Source organism: Klebsiella quasipneumoniae subsp. quasipneumoniae, assembly GCF_020525925.1.
Lineage (GTDB): Bacteria > Pseudomonadota > Gammaproteobacteria > Enterobacterales > Enterobacteriaceae > Klebsiella > Klebsiella quasipneumoniae.
Genome location: NZ_CP084876.1, coordinates 2,505,055 through 2,526,376 on the forward strand (window position 1 = coordinate 2,505,055; position 21,322 = coordinate 2,526,376).

Below are 21,322 nucleotides of genomic sequence, written 5' to 3' on the forward strand. Positions count from 1 at the left end.
CAAAAAATAAATTTTATGTATACGATCTGCTATCGATAAGTGAAACCGGAGTGGGTTAATGAATAATGAACATCGTCTCCAGGCCGCGCCAGCGCTGCAGGATAAGGACGAAAGCATTTACCAGGCGCTGATGACGGCTATCGTCGAACATCAGCTGCCGCCGGGCAGCAAACTGCCGGAAGAGGCGCTGGCGGAAGTATTCGCCGTGAGCCGCACCGGCATCAGAAAGGTGCTGCAACGACTCGCCGCTGTGCAACTGGTCACGTTAACGCCCAAACGTGGTGCACACGTCACCAGCCCGAGCGTGGAAGAGTCCCAGGCGATCTTTCGTACCCGGGCGCTGCTTGAGGTCGCTAATCTGCCCGATGTGATCGCGCGCTGTCAGCCGCCGCATCTGGCGGCGCTGGAGAACATTATCCAGCGTGAACAGCAGGCCCATGAGGCGCACGACGGCCCGGCGGCGATCCGCCACTCCGCTGACTTTCATATTCAGCTGCAGGCTATCTCCGGCAACCCGGTGCTCACCGAGATGGTGACCCGCCTCAGCCAGCGCTCCTCGTTAGTGATTGCCGCCTGGGGCGCACCCTGGCGCCAGGGCTGCCGCTGCGACGATCACCAGCAGCTGGTCGGTTTGCTGCGGGATAAAGCCCTGCAGCCGCTTAGCGAGGCGCTGATGCACCATTTTGATCATATTGTCGCCAGCCTGTGCTTCGAGCGCGATGGCGTCAGTCTGCCCGATTTTTCCCGGCTGTTCGCCGGCCACAAGGAGTCGTGATGTCTTCCGTTTGTATACAAGTGATCAACCCCAACACCAGCCTGGCGATGACCGAAACGATAGGCGCCGCCGCGCGTGCGGTCGCCGCGCCGGGCACCGAGATCCTTGCGGTCTGTCCCCGCGCCGGCGTGCCGTCAATAGAGGGCCACTTTGACGAAGCCATCGCGGCGGTCGGCGTGCTGGAGCAGATCAGGGCCGGACGCGAGCAGGGGGTGGATGGGCATGTGATCGCCTGCTTCGGCGACCCGGGGCTGCTGGCGGCGCGCGAGCTGGCTCAGGGGCCGGTGATCGGCATTGCGGAAGCGGCGATGCATATGGCGACGATGGTCGCCACCCGGTTCTCCATTGTGACCACGCTGCCGCGCACGCTGATCATCGCCCGCCATTTGCTGCACCAGTACGGATTTCATCAACACTGCGCGGCGCTGCACGCCATTGATTTACCAGTGCTGGCGCTGGAAGACGGCAGCGGCCTGGCGCAGGAGAAAGTGCGTGAGCGCTGCATCCGCGCGTTGAACGAGGACGGTAGCGGGGCGATTGTCCTTGGCTGCGGCGGGATGGCGACGCTGGCGCAGGAGCTGACCCGCGAGCTGCGGGTGCCGGTGATCGACGGCGTCAGCGCGGCGGTGAAGATGGTCGAGTCGCTGGTCGCGCTGGGGCTGGCGACCAGCAAGCACGGGGACTTAGCGTTCCCGGAGAAAAAAGCGTTAAGCGGACAGTTTCAGTCGTTAAATCCATTTTAAAAGGGGCAGGTGATGGTTGAGAACCAGGAAAACTATCCTCGCGATCTGCGAGGTTATGCAGGGCAGCCGCCGCACGCGCGCTGGCCGGGCGGGGCGCGGATCGCGGTGCAGTTCGTCCTTAACTATGAGGAAGGCGCTGAGAACCACGTCCTGCATGGCGATGCGGGTTCGGAACAGTTCCTGTCCGATATTATCGGCGCCGCCAGCTACCCGGCGCGCCATATGTCGATGGACTCGCTCTATGAATACGGCAGTCGGGCCGGGTTCTGGCGCATCCATCGCGAATTTAGCCAGCGCGGGCTGCCGCTGACGGTCTTCGGCGTGGCGATGGCGCTGGCGCGGCATCCGGAGATTGTGGCGGCAATCAAGGCCGCGGATTACGATGTGGTCAGCCACGGCTGGCGCTGGATCCACTATCAGCACATGGATATCGCCGAGGAGCGCGAGCATCTGCACAAAGCGGTGCAGGTGCTGACCGATCTGTTCGGCAAGCCGCCCACCGGCTGGTATACCGGCCGCGACAGCCCCAACACCCGCCAGCTGGTGGTGGAGCACGGCGGCTTTGACTATGACAGCGATTATTACGGCGATGATTTACCTTTCTGGAGCGAAGTGGCCTGCAGCGACGGCAGCCGCCGACCGCAACTGATCGTGCCTTACACCCTCGACGCCAACGACATGCGCTTTGCCACCGCCCAGGGGTTCAACACCGCGGAGCAGTTTTATACCTACCTGAAAGACAGCTTTGACGTGCTGTACGCCGAGGGGGAAACCGCGCCGAAGATGATGTCCGTGGGGATGCACTGCCGGCTGCTGGGGCGTCCGGGCCGTTTCCGCGCGCTGCAGCGTTTCCTTGACTATATCCAGCAGCACGACAAGGTATGGGTCTGTACCCGGCAGCAGATCGCCGACCACTGGCGCGAGTTCCATCCGTATCGCGGGTAGCTTGCTGCCACTCACCAGGCCCTCTCCCCAGGGAGAGGGCATCGCCCGAACGCGTCTGTTGAACCGGTTCACCAGGATGTATTTTGATTATTGAATAAGCATGGCGAGGAGTACCAGGCACAACAGCAGCACATAGATGCGTGCATACCATACATCTGGTACTGCAGGGATAGCCCGGCGGCTAAACATTATCCCGGCCCAGCCGGTCAGGACGAGCAGGACCAAAATTTTCAGGCTGATAAACCCAAGAAATCCGTTCAGCGGAATGCTGTGCCAGCCAATGACGGCATAGGTCACAGCTCCGCATAGCGCCACGGGCAAAGAAAGCGGGTTGGATGCGCTAACGCACTCCTGCATCGCATACCCGTGTCGCCGTAGCAGGGGCACCGTCATGACGCTGCCACCCACGCCCAGCAATGCGGCAATCATGCCGATAACCATACCGCCGCCAGTGACCACTGGCAGGGACAGGCGACGCCGAGCGCTGCCCGTGAAAAAACCTTTGCGCAACAAACAATCGCTGATGGTTGCCAGCATATAGAGAATAAACAGCGCGCGAACGATCTTCTCGCTCAATATCCCTGCCAGACATGAGCCGACCACCGCCCCAATGGCAATAAACCATAACAACGGGAACAGCGTCTGCGCGGCAAGCTTGCCAGCCCGCCAGTTTCGATAGCTGACCCAGCCGGCGTTAAATATCATCACCGCCGTTGAGGTAGCCACCGCGACATGCATGGCGTTTCCCGTGAGTTCCGGCTGCCGAAGCATCAGTTGATAGACAAATGGCACCACCACAAAGCCGCCCCCGAAGCCGAACAGGACTGTGGTAATGCCGGTCGTAAAGCCAGCCAGCGCAATAATAACGATCTCATTCAAGAGAGTATCCCCGACCTGAAAATGAGCGAGCAGCTTATACCGGTCGCGTACGGCTTCCCATTTGCGTAGCGCTCAATTACCTTTGTAAATCGGTCAAAGGGAGGCAGGTGTGCGCAACGTAAAAATTGACGAAGTCGATCGGCTCGATCGCGAAGTGGTGGCGTTAGGTAATGACTATGCGCAAGGGTTTATCCTGCCACCGCACCAGCATCGTCGCGCACAGCTGCTGTATGGCGCGACCGGACTGATGTATGTCACCACTCAGGACGGAGAATGGGTGGTTCCTCCGCAACATGCTGTCTGGATCCCTCCTGAAACTGTGCACGCTGTCAGATTTGTGGGGGTGACCACGCGTAGCTTATATATTGAGCCAGATTATGTGGCCGCTTTCATTAAACACCGTCGTTGCGAAGTGATCAGCGTCTCGCCGCTGTTGCGCCAGCTACTGCTTGAGGCTGTGGATTTGCCACCGTTGTACGACAGCCCACGCGATCGCATGCTGATACAGTTGATGTTGCTGGAACTGGCTGCCATGCCGGTCCGCGAATTTGACATTCCGTTGCCGCAGCATCCGGCGCTGCTGGCGCTTTGTCAGGCTTTTTTGCTTAACCCCTCTATCCATGATCCTGCGGCGCGCTGGGCCAGGGCGCTGTTTATGAGTCCTAGTACCTTTCGCCGCCATTTCCTGAAGCAGCTGGGCCTGTCATTTTCCGCCTGGCGACAGCGAGCCTGTGTGGTGAGTGCCATGGCATGGTTGATAGCAGGGAAACCGGTGAACGAAGTGGCATTATCTCTTGGATACGACAATGCGTCCTCTTTCACCACCATGTTCCGCCGCGTGACCGGGCAGCCGCCATCGTTTTATCACCCAGCCTGATGCGTCGGGGAAGGGGGCTCCCGGCAGCATGGGTCGGAAATGAATGTCACTTTATATGGCGTTGCTATGCGTTAACGCAGTCATAAGACAGACACCTGGCTTGCATCTTCAGGTACCCCAACATTTAGTGGTGGCTACCTCGATGCGGTTTATCTATTCTGGCTGTAACCATGAGAAGACCGGAATCTCTCTTTGTGAACCATCTAATCTTTGAAAAAGTCATCATCATCTTCATTCTCGTCCTGTGGGTATTCGATACATTCAGAACCAGGAAAAGAAAACGTTTTGATCCCGCGATTGAAGCCGCTGATGCCAGCGAACGCCATCAATGGCGCTATCTGAGATGGGGGTTTCGGATCATACAGGTGGTAGCGGGAGTGTATATCGTCGTGCAGCTGATTCAGGTTTTACTGAGATAGCGGTCCCGGGCAGGGGCGACTGAATATAACCCTTGTCAGCGACACGTGTTCCTGTTTTTCGCCGAGAGCTAAGAACTTGCCTGCATATAAACGGGGTGTTTTTAGTTTGTAACATTTCAAACAACAGCATACGTGACCTTTCAATGATGCAAGTGATACTGGTTCGACACGCAGAAACAGAATGGAATGTAAAAGGTAGTATTCAGGGACACAATGATAGCGCATTGACGCTTCGGGGGGAGCGTCAAACAGCAGCCTTGCTGGCAGCGTTTGTAGCGAGTGATTACCGGGTAGAATGTGTTTACGCTTCTCCGCTTGGCCGGGCCTGGCAAATGGGACAGCGCCTGGCGGAGAGTTTTTATTGTTCACTGATAGCTGAACCAGCTCTGAAAGAACAGGCTTTTGGTCAGTTTGAGGGCATGACAAGCGTAGAGCTCCTGCAGAATAATCCAGACGCCGCAGAAGCATTATTCAACCTTGATGCAGAGTATTGTCCGCCAGGGGGGGAGTCTCTCTCACATGCTTCGCAGCGAATTATGCATTTTTTATCCAATCTGGAAAAAAAACATCATCATCGAACAATATGTCTTGTGTCTCACGGGATGGTCATTCAGGGCGTGCTTGCGATGCTAAAAAGCGGATCTGTGGATGATTTTCACAGGTATGCGCAACCCAACGCGAGTTACTCCGTTTTCGAGCTGGTTAATGGAAGGTGTTCCGCCCTTAGATGGGGGATCGCGACACATTTACGTCACCTGGATGGAACAGTCTGACTTACCCCAAATTCCTGCTTTTCATGTTTGCTGCTCTTCCTCAGTTTGTCGTTCCCGTCGCGGGTCCGGTCTGGTTGCAATTGCTTGTCCTGGGGAGTATCAAAAAAGCGGGCTGGAATGGTTTCCCTGGGTTCAGTCGCGATGGCATCAGGGACGTTTGGAAACAGTCCTTAACACCCGGGCGTTATCAAATGGCAGGAGGGGTGTACAGGCGTTGTCATCCGCATGATGTTTAGCGGGGCCGGCATAGTATCGACATCCGCCCGTTAAGGTATACACAACCGGTAAACCCGCTGTCCGCTTCTCGTTCAGACTGAAATGTAACTTTGGAGAATGGACCCCACTGCGGCGGTCAACACTAAATCTCATGCCTATCTCAACTTGACGGCATGTCAGATATAGTGATCGGCGGTGATTTTCAGGGTAAAACCCGCAGTTTTCCCAGCTGCGGTATTCGGAAAAATTCGGTAGTGGCGAGGTTCAATCACAAAATGTCTATTTTGATATAAAGCCAATGTCCGCTCCTCGCTCATAGCGGACCTTCAAATCAGTTAGTTCGTCCGCTCTGTACCAGGAGCGGACATGACAAGCTCAACCCGATGGCAAGCTCACCGGGCATGACATTATGCTTGAGCGGCGTTGTAACGCGCTTCCAGCTTATCCAGAAAGCCAAAAAGCACTTGATTCATTTCACTGTAATCGTGGGCCCGGAGCGCTGCAGGCGTGTCAACGAAACGGTAGTCTGCTGCACGGCTCAGCTCTTGCTCAGAATGGGCGATCAGCCGTTCTACAACGTCCAATGTGAGCTCCATATGGCACTGGAAACCAAAGACGCGGTCTGAATAGGCAACGATCTGCCGGGGACAGCCTTCGCTGTAAGCGATAATTTTGGCCTCCGGCGTCAAGCCTGGCATATCGTTATGCCAGTGACCCACTTCCAGTGTTTTCCCAAAGTGAGAGAACATCTCATCCTTTCTGCCGTCTTCGGTCAATGTGATCGGGAATTTACCAATCTCTTTTTCCGGGCTATGAGAGAAAGGCGCGCCCAGCGCTTCACCAATGAGCTGTGAACCTAGGCAGATACCGATCACCGCCTTACCGGTTTTAACCGCGGAAGCAATCAGCGCCTGTTCCGCTTTAGCATTAAAGTGCGGGCACGCTTCAAGCGTTGTGTCCGGATCTTGCGGACCGCCCATCACGATAAGAAAATCGATGCCTTCGGCGTCAGCAGGTAGCCGATCGCCTGCATAGACGTGTGAGTAAGTTACATCATGACCTTGGTTTATTGCCCAGGTTTCATATGCGCCCGGGGCTTCAAAACTTTCATGTACGATAAAGTGTACACGCATGAGGTTAAGCTCCTGTAATATCTTTGACGATCAGAATGATAAGTCACGCACCCATTGCCTAAGGCTCTACTCCGGGTGGTTCCAGTTTCGATATGATAAATGCAGGGGCTAAATCTGAAATGCCAGGTAGTATAGATAAAGCGCCAAGACATGATGAAGCCACAGGCTGGTCCAGTACTGCGATAAGCTATCAACGCGGTGAGGTAGATCCTCCCCATCATCATGTTGAGGGGCAGCTACTCTTCGCCACCAGAGGGGTGATGCTGGTGCAAACAGAGAGTGACCGTTGGGTGATCCCTCCTCAGCGGGCATTATGGCTACCGCCTCTGCATATCCATAGTTACCATCTGCTTTCACAAACCGATCTCAGGGCGATCTATTTAAGCAGTAGCCTTATCGCAGAATGTACGAGCTTTACGAAGAGTCAACAGGTGCATGTGATCACGGCTACGTCGTTAGTCAAAGAACTTATCGCAGGGCTGTTCAGTGAGGACTACGCCAGACCGATTCAACGGAAGATAGCGTTGTTGCTTCTGGAAATTCTCAGCGAGGCGCCACCTTTAACGATGGCGCTACCCATGCCGAATGATGAGCGATTATTCAGCGCGGCCAGATCGCTACTGGTCAATCAGCGCTGGGAAGCATCGCTGAGCGAGCTGGCTTTTATGTCGGCCATGTCGGAACGGACCTTTTCCCGATTGTTTATGAAGGATACAGGCTTTAGTTTTCGAACATGGAAGCAGAGAGCCAGAATTTATGCTTCGTTGGATCTTCTTGCGAACGGCGTTCCAATCAAACAGGTCGCTTACCAGCTTGGTTTCTCATGCCCGGCGGCCTTTACCGCTGCTTTTCGCTGCATTTTGGGGGCAACGCCGCGCGATTATGTGCCTTAAACCGGGAAACCCTCAAAGCGGTCTTTGAGACTGTCATGGGCATATTACCAGACGCAGAAACCCTGCGAGGGTAGGCGTATCCCGCCTTTGCTGTTGAGAAAGGTAGTTTAATTTGCACCCGACACACTCTCATTGATTAAAGCACGGAGTGGAGATTACTGCGGTCCACAGTTCTGACAAACCGTGAAAGAGAAGGCCTGCGTGAAGAAAAAAGGTGTCGCGATACGTTATGAAATTACCTTATGACAGACCTTGCGGTGATTTACGGCACCGGGTGGATTCCGGACGCTGTGAGCCGACTCATTTCTACGAAGCCTGATTCTGCTGTACCTCAGGCCATATGATAGCCTGCACAACAATCACATACCGCCCATTAATGCGTCCAGGGGAGTACACCCGGGCCCTTGACGTCCCGTGTGTGCCAAAAGCGGAAGTAGGCTGAAGATAAATTAGCATTGCTGTTAGCCGTGGGTTCTGCAGATGGGTAGAAATTGATAACTTAGGATGCAAGTTCGTCCCGCTCTTTCTGCAGTTTTCATCGAGGGGATATTCTCCGGAATAATTGTGCCCATATACAAAGATAGTTCAGAATCGGAATGAGTTAATAATCGGTACAGCAGGCGTTGCGCTCGGGCTGACAATGATCGACCACGAAAAGCAGGAAGTATTACTTTGTCAGTAATACGATATCCTCTCAGAAAAGCGATGTTTCCTTTCTGGCATATTAGCAACCCGGCGCGAACGTCGTTTTCATAGATAATATATACTTCTCTCTCAGAAATATGGTCACACAACTCTTCGTCATCAACTGCTACCAAATTGTTTGCAGACAGTTCGCGAACTGTCTGCCATGTATGCTTATAGGCATCGCCCAGAGCCTGACAACACCAGTCAAAATCTTCGTATGTCGCCACTTGCAAAGTAAGAGATTTATCATTAAATTCAGGGGGTTCAGAAAAAGAGGTGGCGTATATATACTGGTCGGGAATACCCTGTGGGAAGGACTGGCCGGGCACAAGAATGCGGACATACTGAGCTCTGAGTTGTGACCATTCCTTACTAATGAGTTCTAATGCAGTATGATTTAGGTCAGAATCCATACCTACAATATCAATAAAAGGTTTGTTAATATTTCCGCCCTGATAACGGGGGCCAGTAAGAAATTGCTTTCCATCAATTTTGAGTTTTCGTTGTAAAAAATATTCCTGACATAATCCAGTTTCTCTCCAGGGAAATCGCGCCGAGAAACTTCTGTCTGTACACCTCGACTCCTGCTCTGACAACCATTGTTTTAGCCATGAACGTAGGGTAAATTCAGGCACAGGTAGCCTGGCATATTGAGATAGCATGTAAGATAGCATAAAAAATATTTCGCCCTTGGATGTAAAAATGTTCTTTATAAACAAATCAGAATAGCTCTCCTCTCATTTTATTACCAATTATAGCTGGCACGTCCGCTCCTTGCTCAATGCGAACCTTTAGTTCGATAGCTTGTCCGCTCCGCGCCAGAAGCGAACAGTGTTATCAGTGGCGATTGATAAAACGTCAGCCCGTTAACCTTGTCTCACAGCACCTCAACCACTTCAAACTCTTCTGCGATCAACTCCATATCCTCAGAAAAATGACCTTCACGAATGAAAAAACGCTGATGCTCTTTCTGCCAGTATTCAAGGCTTAAATCGCCTTCACCCTCTTTGCGGGCGAACGCTTCAGTCACATCACAAAAACGCACCAGCTGCATCGAAACCAGTCTGATCACGCAAACTGGAACATTCTGGCCATCAAGAATAATGTTATAATCCCCAATCCTCGGGGCAGACTCTTCCTGCTGATAAGAGGCAAAAGATCCGCAAGAAGCCGTTTTGATCCCTTTTTTAATCAGCTCCGCAAGCTCGCTTGCCAGTTCCGGACTGTCACCCATTTGCCAGGCCCCTGCGCCTGGATATTTCCTTTTTATTTTCTCAACCTCAACCATGAAAATTCCTTCGTTATCGTCAATGAAAAGAAAGTTATACCTTTTTTAACCTGAGCGGTCCCAACATTATCAGCGATATCTTTCTTTAGATAGTGTGGTCCGTTCTTCGCTCAAAACGGACCTCAAGGACATTTAACTCGTTGGCTCTGTGCCAGAAACGGAAATTAACTTCAGGACGGGCAATAACATCGCCTGTCTTATTCAGACTGCCAGTAAAGCGGTGAACCAAACGCGTCCAGGTAGTAATCGATAATCGCCCGAACGTTCAGAGGAGGGTGGCGGGCATTCGGATAGATTGCTGCGATATGCTGTGGCTCCGTTTTTATGGACGTATCCAGCTCCGGCAGCAGTTCGACAAGCTCGCCGTGCTTCAGCCGGTCTCCAATCAGCCAGTCAGGAAACAGCACAATCCCCATCCCCCCGAGCGCGGCAATCAGCAGAGTTTCAGCATTATTCGATGACATCAGGGGCGAGACGGGGTAGTGCACCCATTCTTCTCCGTGCCTGCGCAGCAGCCATTGGTTTGGTCCTGACGAACCGCGATAGACCAGGCATTTATGCCGCGCCAGCTCTTCGGGTGATCCCAACATGCCGTGCCGGCGGATGTAATCCGGTGACGCGGTAAGATGATAGAACTGCTGGCCAAACACGCGCGCATGAAATGCGGAATCCGTCAGCACGCCAATGCGGAAAATTACGTCAGCCGGCTCGCGGTGCGGATCGATGTAATCATCAGTCAGGGTAAGCTCAATGCTGAGCTTCGGATATCGCGCCGTCAGGCCGGGTAACGCGGGGGCGACATGGCGCTGTCCAAAGAATACCGGTGCGTTTATGCGCACCATTCCGGAAGGCTCAAGGGTTCTCTCGTTGAGTTCCCGCCGCGCCTCCTCCATGCTGCCAGTCATGGCTCGCGCATAGCGGATAAAAAGATGGCCGCTTTCCGTCGGAATTATCGCCCGGGTATTGCGGTAAAAAAGCTGCTGCCCGAGCACATCCTCCATCTGATGGATGACGCGCGAAACCTGAGAGGCAGATATCCCTTCCCGCCGAGCTACCACAGAGAAATTCTGCGTCTCATAAACGTCTATAAAAATCAGCAGGGCGCGAATACTGATGTTCCCGAGCTCATTCATTAATGCATATCCTGCACAGGTGTTTATCTCATTATGGCATTTTTCTCATCCATGTTAAGTCGTAATCTTCTCCGCCTGAACTACGGGAGACTGATTGCTATGCAACTCATATTGATTTTTATCGTCATTGCCGGAGGCATGGGACTGTCCATAGAGGCAGGATTGCTCGGGCCACTGGGTGGGGAGGTCGGTGACCTCTGGGCTACCTTTAGCATATTCGGCGTCGGTGCGGCACTGACCTTTTTGCTGATGCTTTTTTTCAGCCCGCGCAACAGCCCGTCATTCTTTGCGCAACCAGCGTGGCAGCTGCTTGGCGGCGTGCTTGGGCCGATCTACGTCATCATCCTCACCGTGGTAACGCCGGCAATCGGCATCGCCATGACGATGATCGGCATTCTGGCAGGCCAGGTGTTCAAGAGCCTGATGATTGATCACTTCGGCCTGCTCGGTACGTCGCGCAGGAAAATTGACAGTAAACGTATCATTGCGCTGATTTTCATCATTGCAGCGCTGGTTATGGTTGCACAGGGGTAAAGTAACATTATGACTATTATCATGATTCTGCTCGCCGTCGCCGGTGGCGCCATGCTGAGTATCCAGGCGGCTATCAATGGCCAGCTGGGCAGCAAGGTCGGCGTATTCAAAAGCGCGTTCCTGACATTTTCTGTCGGCGCGCTGGTGACGGGATTGCTGATCTTCTTCTTCGAACCCAAACACACCCTGACGCTGATGGATGTGCCTAAATGGCAACTGCTGGGCGCAATGTTTGGCGTGCCGTATATCGTCATTATGGTGCTGGCCGTCCAGCGTATTGGCGCAGCAGTGGCTACGGTCGCCGTCATTTTTGGCCAGTTAACCATGAGCATGCTGATCGATAACTTCGGCTGGCTGGGCAATGCGGCGATTCCATTCTCGCTGAGCCGAATCGGCGCCATTGTCTGCCTGGGTATTGCGCTGTTCTTTATTTACACCAGCAGCAGGTCAAAAGCCGCAACGGCGATACCCCCCAGGCAGCAGGAAAACGCTAACACATAAGCTCAGGTCTTCGTCATTAACATCGGTTTTGGTCTGCAGGACGCCAAAACCCTAACGCACCCGTTTTCGCAGCAACGCGTCAGTGGCTCCCATTTTTTGACCTTAAGAGAAAGGGGCCGCTCACCCGGCTTCAGCGTTGGTAGCGAATTTTTCAGCTTCAGCAGAGAACACAGGAGCAAGGTGGACAAGTGATACCAGCGACAGCGTAGGGTGTCCGGGTGGAACTCCCCGCCAGCCAGCGCCGGCGGGGGAACTGACGATTATTCCCAGCGTTTCAGCAGCAGGCTGGCGTTAACCCCGCCAAAGCCAAAACCGTTCGACAGCGCATAGCGCATTTTCTGCGGGCGGGCCTGCAGCGCCACCAGATTGAGACCTGCCGCCTCTTCATCGGGGTGATGCAGGTTCAGCGTCGGCGGCACCACCTGATCACGCAGCGCCTGAATGGTGAAGATGGCCTCGATCCCGCCGGCTGCGCCTAACAGATGGCCGGTGGCGGATTTCGTCGAGGTAATGGCGACCGGATGGGCGCCAAACAGCGTTTTAATCGCCGCCAGCTCGCCTTTATCACCGACCTGCGTCGAGGTGGCGTGGGCGTTGATATGGTCAATCTCTTCAGCGGTCACTCCGGCCTGGCGAAGGGCGGTTTCCATGGCCCGACGAGCGCCGTTACCGTCTTCCGGGCCCGCGGTTAGGTGATAAGCATCTGCGCTGGTGCCGTAGCCCACCAGCTCGGCCAGCGGCGTGGCGCCGCGCGCCAGCGCGTGCTCCAGCGACTCGATCACGATAAGCCCGGCGCCTTCTCCCATCACAAATCCATCGCGGTCGCGGTCAAAGGGGCGGGAAGCGGCTTCCGGCTGGTCGCTGGAGGCGCTGGAGAGCGCCCTTGCCGCGGCGAACCCGGCCAGGCTAACGCGATGTATTGCCGCTTCCGCGCCGCCGCAGAGGGCGATATCCGCCTCGCCGCTGCGGATCATCCGCGCCGCATCGCCAATGGCCTGGGCGCCTGCCGCGCAGGCGGTGACCGGTGCGCCGATGGGTCCCCGGAAACCGTGGGCGATAGACACATGCCCGGCGGCCAGGTTGGCCAGAAAAGAGGGAATAGTGAACGGGGAGAGGCGACGCGGCCCGCGCTCATCGGTGGTATGTACCGCATTGGCGATCTCGCTGAACCCGCCGATCCCGGTGGCGATCACCGTGGCGGTGCGTTCCTGTTCGGCCGCAGATGCCGGCGACCAACCGGCCTGAGTCAGCGCTTCACGCGCGGCGACCAGCGCAAACTCGATAAAACGATCCATCTTTTTGCGCTCTTTCGCCGGGATGGTCGCCAGCGGGTCGAAGCCGTGCAGCGGATCGCTGTCAATGGACGGCACCTGGCCGGCCACTTTGCAGGGAATATCCGCGACCAGCTGCTCGCTGAGCCGGGTAATCCCTGATTTTCCTGCCAGCAGCGACTGCCAGACGTGCTGTACGCCGCAGCCCAGCGGGCTGACAATCCCCATCCCGGTGACGACAATGCGTTTAACGGAAACGCCCATAGTTAACTCTCCTGTAGTATCAGTGTGCCGGCGGCTTTTTCATCAAGGGAACCAGCTGCGCGGCAGGCAAAAAACCCATCATGATGAGGTAGAACGCATCGGAAAATGCCTGGGTTCGCGCCTCCCGCAGTGCCAGCGCGGCATCCGGCGAGATCCCCGCGTGGCGAAGTTTGCCGCGCTGCGCTGAACAAAATCCTGGCGTTATTCAGATGGCCGCCAGAACGACGACGCTTTTCTTACTGGCCGGATTCATTGCCGGCATCTCTGTAAGGTTCAGGCTGGAATTTTTGCCCGCTATCGCCTTCGCGTTTGCGCAGCAGATATTCATGACGATATTGCATCAGCGGCGAGGCGGCGGGGCCCGGCACCATGGCGTATTTACCCGGAATAATTTCTTCCCCGGTCGCTTTATCCACTATGATCGGCTCCACGCGGCGCTGGGTAGCGGTTTCCACCAGCTGCATCTGACGGCCTTCGGGGGCGAAGTGGCGATTACCCCATTCCGCCAGCGCCAGCAGCACCATGCGGAAATCGCGGCCGCGCGGGGTGAGGTGGTATTCGTAGCGCGGCGGGGTGCTGCTATAGCAGACCTTCTCCAGCAGCCCGTCGTCGACCAGCGCCTTCAGGCGGCGCGACAGAATATTGGGCGCGACGTTGCTGCTTTTCTGAAATTCGTCGAAGCGGGTAAAGCCCGCAAAGGCGTCGCGCAGGATCATGATGCTCCAGCTGTCGCCGATGCGGCCCAGGCTACGGGCGATGGGGCAGGGAGCGTGGCAAAGCGGTTCATTTTTCATGGGCGGTCCAGGGAGCAGGTGGCTGTTGCCAGCAAATTGACATAGTCACTATCAAAATGCAAGTTACTATTGATAACTGTCAGGGGAGCAGCCGCTGGCGTTCCGCTACGTCATTTCTTCCTTTGACTGCTGAAAGCGGGACAGTCTCCGCCGCCTGCTTATTTCTGCTTTACCGTAATAAGAGATAAAAACCGCTGATGGCAGATGAAACATTTTAATAATCATTAAAATCGATGTGGTGGGTAATGACCTTTATTGGGGGATACGATATAAGGTATGGCGAACACAAATTAATATTCTCATAACTTTTTAAGGTTAAATAAATGAAGCAGGTGGGTATTGTTGGCTGGCGGGGCATGGTTGGCTCAGTATTGTTGCAGCGAATGATCGAAGAGAATGATTTCGACGATATTTCAGCGCATTTTTTTAGTACCTCCAGTGCGGGTGCCGCGGGCCCGGTTATTAATGGTAAAAGCGACAGACTGAAAGATGCGAATTCCCTGAGCGCCCTCGCCGAAATGGATATTATCATCACCTGTCAGGGCGGGGATTATACCAAAGCCATCTATCCGGCGTTAATTCACTCTGGCTGGCAAGGGTACTGGATCGACGCCGCTTCGGCGCTGCGAATGGATGAGAACGCCTGCATTATTCTCGACCCGGTTAATCGCGATAATATCGATCGTGCGGTGAAAGCAGGAGTGAAACTGTTTGTCGGCGGCAACTGCTCCATTACGCTGAGTCTGATGGGGCTGGCCGGGCTGATCAAGGCTGATCTGATCGAATGGATGAGCGTCATGACCTATCAGTCTGCCTCCGGGGCGGGCGCTAAACAGGTGCGGGAATTGATCGCGCAAAGCGCGTATATCAGCCAGCATTTGTCCGCTGATGAACTGGCGGCATCAGGTTCCGTGCTGCCTTTAGTCAATAAAGTGAGTGAGCTGATTAATAGCGCCGGCATGCCGGTGGAGAATTTTGGCGTCCCGCTGATGGGCAGCATTATTCCATGGATCGACAGCGATTTAGGCGATGGAAATAGCCGCGAAGAATGGAAGGGGGAGGCGGAAACCAATAAAATACTTGGCCTTGCGCCCGGCACCATCCCGGTTAATGGTTTATGTATTCGGGTCGGCGTGATCCGCTGCCACAGCGCTGCCATTACCCTTAAACTTAAACGTGAGGTCAGCGAAACGGAATTCGCAGAGTTAGTGACCCATTCCCATCCGTGGGTAAACTATATCCCCAATAATAAGCCAGAGAGTGTCAGTAAACTGACCCCGGCTGCTATTAGCGGTTCGCTGCAGGTGGGTATTGGCCGCTACAAGAAAATGTCGCTAAATAATGAGCCGATCTACTCGGTGTTAACGGTGGGCGATCAGCTGTTATGGGGCGCGGCGGAACCCTTGCGCCGTATGTTAAATATCCTGCTTGGCAAAGTGTAATGACTGTTGCTGCCTGACAGGCCTGCGGAGAAATGACCTTTTCAGCGCAAGACTATCTGCTGATTCAGCAGCCCTCAATCATCCTGACCATCGCCAATAACTCCATTTTTACCGGTCCGGGAATGGCCAGGGGAGACGGTATCCACCTGGCCATAATCGGTATTGTTACCCTCAGTCCATCAGACTGACCTGGGCGGCGACAATTCGCCAGCCATAGGGAAAGCGCACCCACGTCTGCTGCTGGCGGCCAGGGCGGGCGCTGCCTTCGCGGGTGAACTCGGTGCTGCACACCGCCATGTCCGCGCCAAAGGTGGTGATGATGGTATGGCGCAGATCGCGGGCCAGACCGGCGGCGGGGCGGGCGGCGCGAAAGGCGCGGATCGCCTCGATGCCATACAGATTTTCACCGGCCCCCAGCCGCACGGTGCGCGGGTCGTGCCAGAACAGCGCATCCAGCGCCTCGATGTTATTGCTGACCAACGCCTCTTCATACTGATAAAACGCCGCCGTCACCTCGGCGAGGATCGCCGGGCGGTCTACATTATCCAGATTGATCATGCTGCACTCTCCGCCACTCGGGCATCGGTAATGCCCATCGCTTCCAGCGCCCGCGCGGCGCGAAGACAGGCTTGTTCGTTAAACGGCGCGGCAATCAGCTGCAGGCCAATCGGCTTGCCGCTGGCGGTACGCAGGGGCACGGTCGCCACCGGCAGCCCGAGGAAGGAGATCGGCTGCGTCAGCATTCCCATGCTGGCGCGCACCGGCAGCGGCTGGCCGTTAATCACCATCTCCTCGGCGCCAATCGGCGTGGCGCTGCATGGGGTGGCCGGGGCGATCAGCACATCGGCCTGACTGAACAGGGATTTCATCGCCTGACGGGCATGGCGGCGGAAGCGCTGGGCCTGCAGATACCATGCGGAGGGGATCATCGCCCCGGCCAGCAGCCGCTCGCGGGAGTGAGGCTCAAAGCGCTCGGGCGAGTGGCGAAGATCCGGCAGATACTGATTGCCGCCTTCGCTGGCGCTGATGATAAAGGCCGCCGAGCGGGCCAGGGCGGCATCCGCGAACTGCAGCTCGCTGTCGGCGCCCAGCGCGTGGGCGACCCGATCCACGGCCGCCCGGGCGTCGTCATCGCACCAGGTGGTGAAATAGCCCCCCAGCCGCGCGCAACGCAGACCCTCCAGCCCGCGCTCCAGCAGGTTGCCGGTGCGCTCGCTGGCTTTATCGGCCTGAAAGTCATCGGCCGGGTCGCGCCCCTGCAGGGCGTCATACACCGCGGCAAGGTCGGCCACCCGGCGGGCAAAGGGACCAATATGATCCAGACTGGCGACAAACGGATGGCTGCCGGAGCGGGAAAGGCGGCCGAAAGTGGGTTTCAGGCCAAAGATCCCGCACAGCGACGCGGGGACGCGGATCGAGCCGTTGGTATCGCTGCCGAGGCTGAAATGGACCAGCCCGGCCGCCACCGCCGCGGCCGAACCGCCGGAAGATCCGCCGGCGATCCGCGACAGATCGTGCGGGTTATGCGTCGCGCCATAGTGGCTGTTTTCGGTGGTGAAGCCGTAGGCGTAGGCGTCCATATTGAGCATCCCGCTGAGCAGGGCGCCGGCGCTATGCAGCTGGCGCACCGCCCAGCTGTCGCTGGCTGCCGGCGGCCGGTCGCTCAGCAGTTCCGCGCCGGCGAGGGTGGTGTGCCCGGCGACATCAAACAGATTTTTCACCGCGTAGGGAATGCCCGCCAGAGGCGGCAGGGGGCGCTTTTCCCGGCGCAGGGCGTCGATGCTGTCGGCCTCCGCCAGCATGCGCTGGGCGGTGACCTCGGTCCAGGCGTTGATCTGCGGATTCACGCGGGCGATATCGTCCAGCGTCTGGCGGGCGATCTCCCGGGCGCTCAGTTCGCCCTCGTGCAGCGCACGCTGGATCTCGGCGATGGTGAAATGGTGAAGTGTCATGCTTTATACACCCCCGCAATGTCGTCGCGCGGCCCGAGGGGATAGTCCATCAGCGGCTGCGCCATGGCGGCGATGCGGGCAAACTGGCGCTCCAGCTCCTCACGGCGCGGCGCATCCAGCTCCAGGCGCAACAGGTGGGTCATCTGCGTCAGATACTCGCTCCAGTCTGGCTGTGTGGTCATGGTCTGCTCCTTAGTATCCGGCGGCGGCGCCGTTGCTGCGTGGATCGGTAGCCCCTTCAAGCAGGCCGTTGGGATGGCGGACAATGGCCCCGGCGTGGCCCATCGCCTCGCTGAAATCGGCCAGCACTTCCACCTCGTGCCCCAGCTCGCGCAGGCGAGCGATGCAGGCGGGGGCAAAGCGTCCCTCCAGCTTCAGTGAATCCGAGGACTGGCCCCAGGTGCGGCCCAGCAGCCAGCGCGGCCGGGAGATGCTCTCCTGCAGCGGCGCCCCCTGCAGGATATAGCGGGTAAACAGCGCCGCCTGGGTCTGCGGCTGACCGTCGCCGCCCATCGAGCCATAGACCATCACCCGGCCATCGTTCAGGCGCGCCGCGGCGGGGTTGAGGGTATGGAACGGCTGTTTGCCTGGCGCCAGCGCCAGAAGATGCTGCGGATCGAGGCTGAAGGCCGCCCCGCGGTTTTGCCAGACGATCCCGGTGTCCGGGATCACCACGCCGCTGCCAAACTCGTGATAGATACTCTGAATGAATGACACCGCCAGGCCGCTGTTATCCACGACGCCCATCCAGACGGTATCGCCCGGGCCTTTGCCGCCGCCCCAGGGCGAAGCGCTGGCGTCGTCGATGCTGTCGGCCAGCGGCTGCAGCGCCTCCGGAGTCAGCAGTTGCTGAACGTCGACATCCAGATGGCGCGGATCGGTGATATGCGCATCGCGCAGGGCAAACGCCCGCTTGGTGGCTTCGACGATGCGATGCACCGTTTGCGCCTCGTCGGCGTCGGCCATGTTCAGACGGTCAGTGATGCCAAGGATCGCCAGCGACACCAGCCCCTGCGTCGGCGGGGCGAGGTTCCACAGCGTTCCCTGCTGGTGCTGGAGCGTCAGCGGCGCCGGACGCCGGGCGCGGTGGGCCTGCAGGTCGCCGAGGGTGACGGGCATCCCCAGCGCGGCCATCCCCTGGGCGAGACGTTCGGCCAGCGGGCCGCGATAGAAACTGTCGAGACCGTCGCTGGCCAGCATGCGCAGGGTACCGGCGAGGGCGGGCTGGCGAAAGCGGCTGCCGGGCTGCGGGGCCTCGCCCGATACCAGCCAGGTTTCGCTGAAGCCCGGCTGATGGCGCAGCTCTTCCAGTTTGCTGGCGGTGGCGTGGGCTTGCGAGGCGGTGACCGGAATGCCGTCTTCGGCATAACCGATAGCATCGGCCAGCAGGCGCGCCACCGGCAGCGCGCGGCCGGTTAAGTCCCGTGAAATTCGCAGCGCCTCGTCCCAGCCGCTGACGGTGCCGGCGACGGTCAGCGCAGCCTGCGGCCCCCGGTGGGGGATATGCCGCTGACCGGCATAGGCCTCGAGGGTGGCCAGCGAGCCGGCCGCACCGCTGGCGTCAATGGCGATGGGATCCCCCTCGGGAGGCACGATCAGCCAGAAACCATCCCCGCCCAGGCCGTTCATGTGCGGATAGACGACGGCGATGGCCGCGGCGGCAGCCACCATCGCTTCAATGGCGCTGCCGCCCTCGCGCAGGATGGCCAGCGCGCTCTGGCTGGCGAGGTGGTGGGGAGCGACCGCCATGCCGTGGGTCGAAACGTTGCTACTGTGCATAAATTATCCTTTCTGAACGAATCACCCGCAGAACACTGCAAAAGCTGTTCCATCTCTGAACGTTTCGTTTCATTGATAAAAACAATGACCGGAATTTTCCCGCTGGCACGCTATGTGTAAGGCATAGCAGATACAGTATGATGAGGGATGGATGATGAAACGAAAGTTACAGGGGCGCTATGCAACAACTCGATGAACGACTGAAAGGGCAATACGCCTCGCTGTCGCCGCAGGAGCAGCGGGTGGCGGATTTCATCTTTGACCACTTTGATGACCTGATAAGCTACAACAGCGCCGAGCTGGCGCAGCTGAGCGGCGTGTCGAAAGCCACCGTCAGCCGGCTGTTCAAGCGCCTGGGCTATGACAAATATAAGGACATGCGCGATGAACTGCGCACCCTGCGCCAGAGCGGAATGCCGCTGACCGACCAGCGCGACGCGGTGCAGGGTAACACGCTGCTGGCGCGTCATTATAAGCAGGAGATGGCAAACCTCACCCAATGGGTCAATGCCCTTGACGCTCACCAGTTCGCCGAGGCGCTGACGGCGATGGTGGCCGCGCGCCGCATTGTGGTGATTGGCATGCGCAATGCCTATCCGGCGGCGCTACACCTGCGCCAGCAGCTGCTGCAGGCTCGCGGTCAGGTGCTGGTGCTGCCCCAGCCGGGGCAGAGCCTCAGCGAAGAGCTGGTCGACCTGACCGCCGATGACCTGGTGGTGATGATGGCGTTTCGCCGGCGGCCGCGGATCGTACGCCCGCTGCTGCAGCAGCTGCAGCGCGACGGGGTGCCGGTTCTGTTAATGTGCGAGCCGCAGGCCCACAGCCTGTTCCCGCTCTCCCGCTGGCAGCTCTGCGCGCCGCTGGACAGCGTCTCGGCTTACGACAGCTATGCCTCGGTCAACAGTCTGATCAATCTGCTGGCCAATGCCTTTCTGCATGAAACGCTCGACAGCGGTCGTCCGCGGATCCACGATATCGCTACGCTTTATCAGCAGCTGGACGAGCTGGAACAACGCTGATGGGGCGCCAGCGTGGTGCTGTGCATCAATATGGTGCATTTGGTTCCGCGTTCTGGCGCCGTCGATTTTTACTCTTCTGCTCCTTACTCCCTGTCCGTTCTCACTTTTTGCCTTTATTCCTCGCCAACCCGCGTATCGACCGTATCTGGCACATTAGTTGCAAAAACAGATTCAAAGAATCTTTTGTTTCATGCTAACGTAACGGGTAAACATCATGAAGAAACTGTTGATCGCACTGGCCGGGGCCGCTTGTCTCCTTTCGTCTGTTTCCGCCGCTCAGGCTGACCAGCTCCAGGATATTGAAAAACGCGGCGTCATCCGCATTGCCGTACCTCAGGATTTTCCGCCATTCGGCTCGGTGGGGACCGACCTGCAGCCGCAGGGGTATGACATCGACATGGCGCGCTATCTGGCGAAGTCGATGAAGGTCAAGCTGCAGCTGGTCCCGGTAACCAGCGCCAACCGCGTGCCGTATCTGCAGACGGATAAGGTGGACCTGGTGATCTCCAGCCTCGGCAAAAACGCTGAGCGTGAGAAAGTGATCGACTTCAGCCGCGCCTACGCGCCGTTCTTCCTCGGGGTGTTTGGCCCGAAAGGGGCGGAGCTGAAGGACGCGGCCGCGCTGAGCGGTAAAAGCGTCGGCGTGACCCGCGGGGCGGTGGAAGACATGGTGCTGACCAGCGTGGCGCCGCAGGCGGCGCAGATTAAGCGCTACGAGGACAATAACACCACTCTGTCGGCCTATCTGTCAGGCCAGGTGCAGTATGTCGCCACCGGGAACCTGGTGGTGGCGGCCATCGCCCGGCAGAACGCCGACAAAGCGCCGGTGCCGAGCTTTATGCTGAAGGATTCGCCGTGCTTTATCGGGCTGAAAAAGAACGAACCAGCGCTGAAGGCGAAAGTGGATACCCTCATTGAGCAGGGCATTAAGGACGGCACCCTCAACGGTCTGTCTGAGAAGTGGCTGAAAGCGCCGCTGCCTGCCAGCCTCGGCGCGTAAGGTCT

The 21,322-nt window shown here is 57.3% G+C and carries 22 protein-coding genes and 3 pseudogenes; 13 read left to right on the forward strand and 12 right to left on the reverse strand.

Annotation, left to right across the window (positions count from 1 at the left end):
* Positions 1 to 58: 58 nt before the first annotated feature.
* The 3 genes and pseudogenes from LGM20_RS12165 to puuE all read left to right on the forward strand — a co-directional run bounded on the left by LGM20_RS12165 (position 59) and on the right by puuE (position 2,463).
* Positions 59 to 775, forward strand: coding sequence for a GntR family transcriptional regulator (locus LGM20_RS12165; RefSeq protein ID WP_002905523.1), 717 nt, complete (start codon positions 59 to 61; stop codon positions 773 to 775).
* Positions 775 to 1,640 (forward strand): annotated as a pseudogene (gene hpxA / locus LGM20_RS12170) (allantoin racemase). Before LGM20_RS12165 ends, hpxA begins: the two are co-directional and overlap by 1 nt.
* The gene (gene puuE / locus LGM20_RS12175) at positions 1,564 to 2,463 is read left to right on the forward strand and encodes an allantoinase PuuE (protein ID WP_224222715.1); all 900 of its coding nucleotides are present in this window, start codon (positions 1,564 to 1,566) and stop codon (positions 2,461 to 2,463) included. The pseudogene hpxA and the gene puuE overlap by 77 nt, the downstream one beginning before the upstream one ends.
* An 87-nt stretch (positions 2,464 to 2,550) precedes the next feature.
* On the opposite strand, the gene LGM20_RS12180 is transcribed toward puuE, so the two are convergent.
* Positions 2,551 to 3,342, reverse strand: coding sequence for a sulfite exporter TauE/SafE family protein (locus LGM20_RS12180; RefSeq protein ID WP_032452938.1), 792 nt, complete (start codon positions 3,340 to 3,342; stop codon positions 2,551 to 2,553).
* Positions 3,343 to 3,451: 109 nt separating this feature from the next.
* On the opposite strand from LGM20_RS12180, the gene LGM20_RS12185 reads away from it, so the two are divergent.
* The 4 genes and pseudogenes from LGM20_RS12185 to LGM20_RS12200 all read left to right on the forward strand — a co-directional run.
* Complete coding sequence (locus LGM20_RS12185; RefSeq protein WP_044523382.1) at positions 3,452 to 4,219, forward strand: AraC family transcriptional regulator; 768 nt, start codon at positions 3,452 to 3,454, stop codon at positions 4,217 to 4,219.
* Between the two features lie 194 nt (positions 4,220 to 4,413).
* Complete coding sequence (locus LGM20_RS12190; RefSeq protein ID WP_044523404.1) at positions 4,414 to 4,638, forward strand: hypothetical protein; 225 nt, start codon at positions 4,414 to 4,416, stop codon at positions 4,636 to 4,638.
* 143 nt (positions 4,639 to 4,781) lie between these two features.
* Positions 4,782 to 5,411, forward strand: coding sequence for a histidine phosphatase family protein (locus LGM20_RS12195; protein ID WP_072013421.1), 630 nt, complete (start codon positions 4,782 to 4,784; stop codon positions 5,409 to 5,411).
* Positions 5,402 to 5,681: pseudogene (locus LGM20_RS12200) on the forward strand (LysE family translocator); the annotation flags it as partial. The gene LGM20_RS12195 and the pseudogene LGM20_RS12200, both read left to right, overlap by 10 nt.
* Before the next feature lie 353 nt (positions 5,682 to 6,034).
* Here LGM20_RS12200 and LGM20_RS12205 read toward each other — a convergent pair.
* Positions 6,035 to 6,760, reverse strand: coding sequence for a type 1 glutamine amidotransferase (locus tag LGM20_RS12205; protein ID WP_044523381.1), 726 nt, complete (start codon positions 6,758 to 6,760; stop codon positions 6,035 to 6,037).
* Between the two features lie 92 nt (positions 6,761 to 6,852).
* Between LGM20_RS12205 and LGM20_RS12210 the strand changes: the two genes are divergently transcribed.
* Positions 6,853 to 7,653: an AraC family transcriptional regulator gene (locus LGM20_RS12210; RefSeq protein ID WP_170833528.1), complete on the forward strand. Its 801-nt coding sequence runs from the start codon at positions 6,853 to 6,855 to the stop codon at positions 7,651 to 7,653.
* Between the two features lie 461 nt (positions 7,654 to 8,114).
* On the opposite strand, the gene LGM20_RS12215 is transcribed toward LGM20_RS12210, so the two are convergent.
* From LGM20_RS12215 to LGM20_RS12225, 3 genes are all read right to left on the reverse strand, one after another.
* Complete coding sequence (locus tag LGM20_RS12215; protein WP_072013422.1) at positions 8,115 to 9,014, reverse strand: hypothetical protein; 900 nt, start codon at positions 9,012 to 9,014, stop codon at positions 8,115 to 8,117.
* Between the two features lie 203 nt (positions 9,015 to 9,217).
* Entirely contained in the window at positions 9,218 to 9,574 is a 357-nt protein-coding gene (locus LGM20_RS12220; RefSeq protein WP_072199053.1) for an ASCH domain-containing protein, read from the reverse strand.
* Between the two features lie 251 nt (positions 9,575 to 9,825).
* The gene (locus LGM20_RS12225; RefSeq protein ID WP_044523365.1) at positions 9,826 to 10,761 is read right to left on the reverse strand and encodes a LysR family transcriptional regulator; all 936 of its coding nucleotides are present in this window, start codon (positions 10,759 to 10,761) and stop codon (positions 9,826 to 9,828) included.
* A gap of 99 nt (positions 10,762 to 10,860) precedes the next feature.
* On the opposite strand from LGM20_RS12225, the gene LGM20_RS12230 reads away from it, so the two are divergent.
* Positions 10,861 to 11,295 (forward strand): DMT family transporter, encoded by a 435-nt coding sequence (locus LGM20_RS12230; protein WP_023289765.1) that lies wholly within the window; start codon positions 10,861 to 10,863, stop codon positions 11,293 to 11,295.
* A 9-nt stretch (positions 11,296 to 11,304) separates the two neighbouring features.
* Positions 11,305 to 11,796: a DMT family transporter gene (locus tag LGM20_RS12235; protein ID WP_044523363.1), complete on the forward strand. Its 492-nt coding sequence runs from the start codon at positions 11,305 to 11,307 to the stop codon at positions 11,794 to 11,796.
* A gap of 260 nt (positions 11,797 to 12,056) precedes the next feature.
* On the opposite strand, the gene fabF is transcribed toward LGM20_RS12235, so the two are convergent.
* The 3 genes and pseudogenes from fabF to LGM20_RS12250 all read right to left on the reverse strand — a co-directional run bounded on the left by fabF (position 12,057) and on the right by LGM20_RS12250 (position 14,125).
* Positions 12,057 to 13,331 (reverse strand): beta-ketoacyl-ACP synthase II, encoded by a 1,275-nt coding sequence (fabF, locus tag LGM20_RS12240; protein ID WP_044523360.1) that lies wholly within the window; start codon positions 13,329 to 13,331, stop codon positions 12,057 to 12,059.
* 19 nt (positions 13,332 to 13,350) lie between these two features.
* A pseudogene (locus tag LGM20_RS12245) lies at positions 13,351 to 13,526 on the reverse strand (DHA2 family efflux MFS transporter permease subunit); the annotation flags it as partial.
* 41 nt (positions 13,527 to 13,567) lie between these two features.
* Complete coding sequence (locus LGM20_RS12250) at positions 13,568 to 14,125, reverse strand: winged helix-turn-helix transcriptional regulator (protein WP_044523355.1); 558 nt, start codon at positions 14,123 to 14,125, stop codon at positions 13,568 to 13,570.
* A 323-nt stretch (positions 14,126 to 14,448) separates the two neighbouring features.
* Here LGM20_RS12250 and asd point away from each other — a divergent pair, with 323 nt between their 5' ends.
* Positions 14,449 to 15,567 carry an aspartate-semialdehyde dehydrogenase gene (gene asd, locus LGM20_RS12255; protein ID WP_044523352.1) on the forward strand — a complete coding sequence of 373 codons (1,119 nt, stop codon included), beginning with the start codon at positions 14,449 to 14,451 and terminating at the stop codon, positions 15,565 to 15,567.
* 171 nt (positions 15,568 to 15,738) lie between these two features.
* On the opposite strand, the gene hpxZ is transcribed toward asd, so the two are convergent.
* The 4 genes from hpxZ to hpxW are packed head-to-tail and all read right to left on the reverse strand — an operon-like array spanning position 15,739 to position 19,298.
* Positions 15,739 to 16,125, reverse strand: coding sequence for an oxalurate catabolism protein HpxZ (hpxZ, locus tag LGM20_RS12260; RefSeq protein WP_044523350.1), 387 nt, complete (start codon positions 16,123 to 16,125; stop codon positions 15,739 to 15,741).
* Positions 16,122 to 17,519 (reverse strand): AtzE family amidohydrolase, encoded by a 1,398-nt coding sequence (locus LGM20_RS12265; protein WP_044523349.1) that lies wholly within the window; start codon positions 17,517 to 17,519, stop codon positions 16,122 to 16,124. Before LGM20_RS12265 ends, hpxZ begins: the two co-directional genes overlap by 4 nt.
* On the reverse strand, positions 17,516 to 17,701 hold the full coding sequence (gene hpxX, locus LGM20_RS12270) for an oxalurate catabolism protein HpxX (protein ID WP_023289758.1): 186 nt from the start codon (positions 17,699 to 17,701) through the stop codon (positions 17,516 to 17,518). The genes LGM20_RS12265 and hpxX overlap by 4 nt, the downstream gene beginning before the upstream one ends.
* A 10-nt stretch (positions 17,702 to 17,711) precedes the next feature.
* The gene (gene hpxW / locus LGM20_RS12275) at positions 17,712 to 19,298 is read right to left on the reverse strand and encodes an oxamate amidohydrolase (RefSeq protein WP_044523345.1); all 1,587 of its coding nucleotides are present in this window, start codon (positions 19,296 to 19,298) and stop codon (positions 17,712 to 17,714) included.
* 179 nt (positions 19,299 to 19,477) lie between these two features.
* Here hpxW and hpxU point away from each other — a divergent pair, with 179 nt between their 5' ends.
* Both hpxU and LGM20_RS12285 read left to right on the forward strand, forming a co-directional pair.
* Positions 19,478 to 20,317: a MurR/RpiR family transcriptional regulator HpxU gene (hpxU, locus tag LGM20_RS12280; protein WP_023289756.1), complete on the forward strand. Its 840-nt coding sequence runs from the start codon at positions 19,478 to 19,480 to the stop codon at positions 20,315 to 20,317.
* Between the two features lie 214 nt (positions 20,318 to 20,531).
* The gene (locus LGM20_RS12285; protein WP_044523343.1) at positions 20,532 to 21,317 is read left to right on the forward strand and encodes a transporter substrate-binding domain-containing protein; all 786 of its coding nucleotides are present in this window, start codon (positions 20,532 to 20,534) and stop codon (positions 21,315 to 21,317) included.
* Positions 21,318 to 21,322 lie beyond the last annotated feature (5 nt).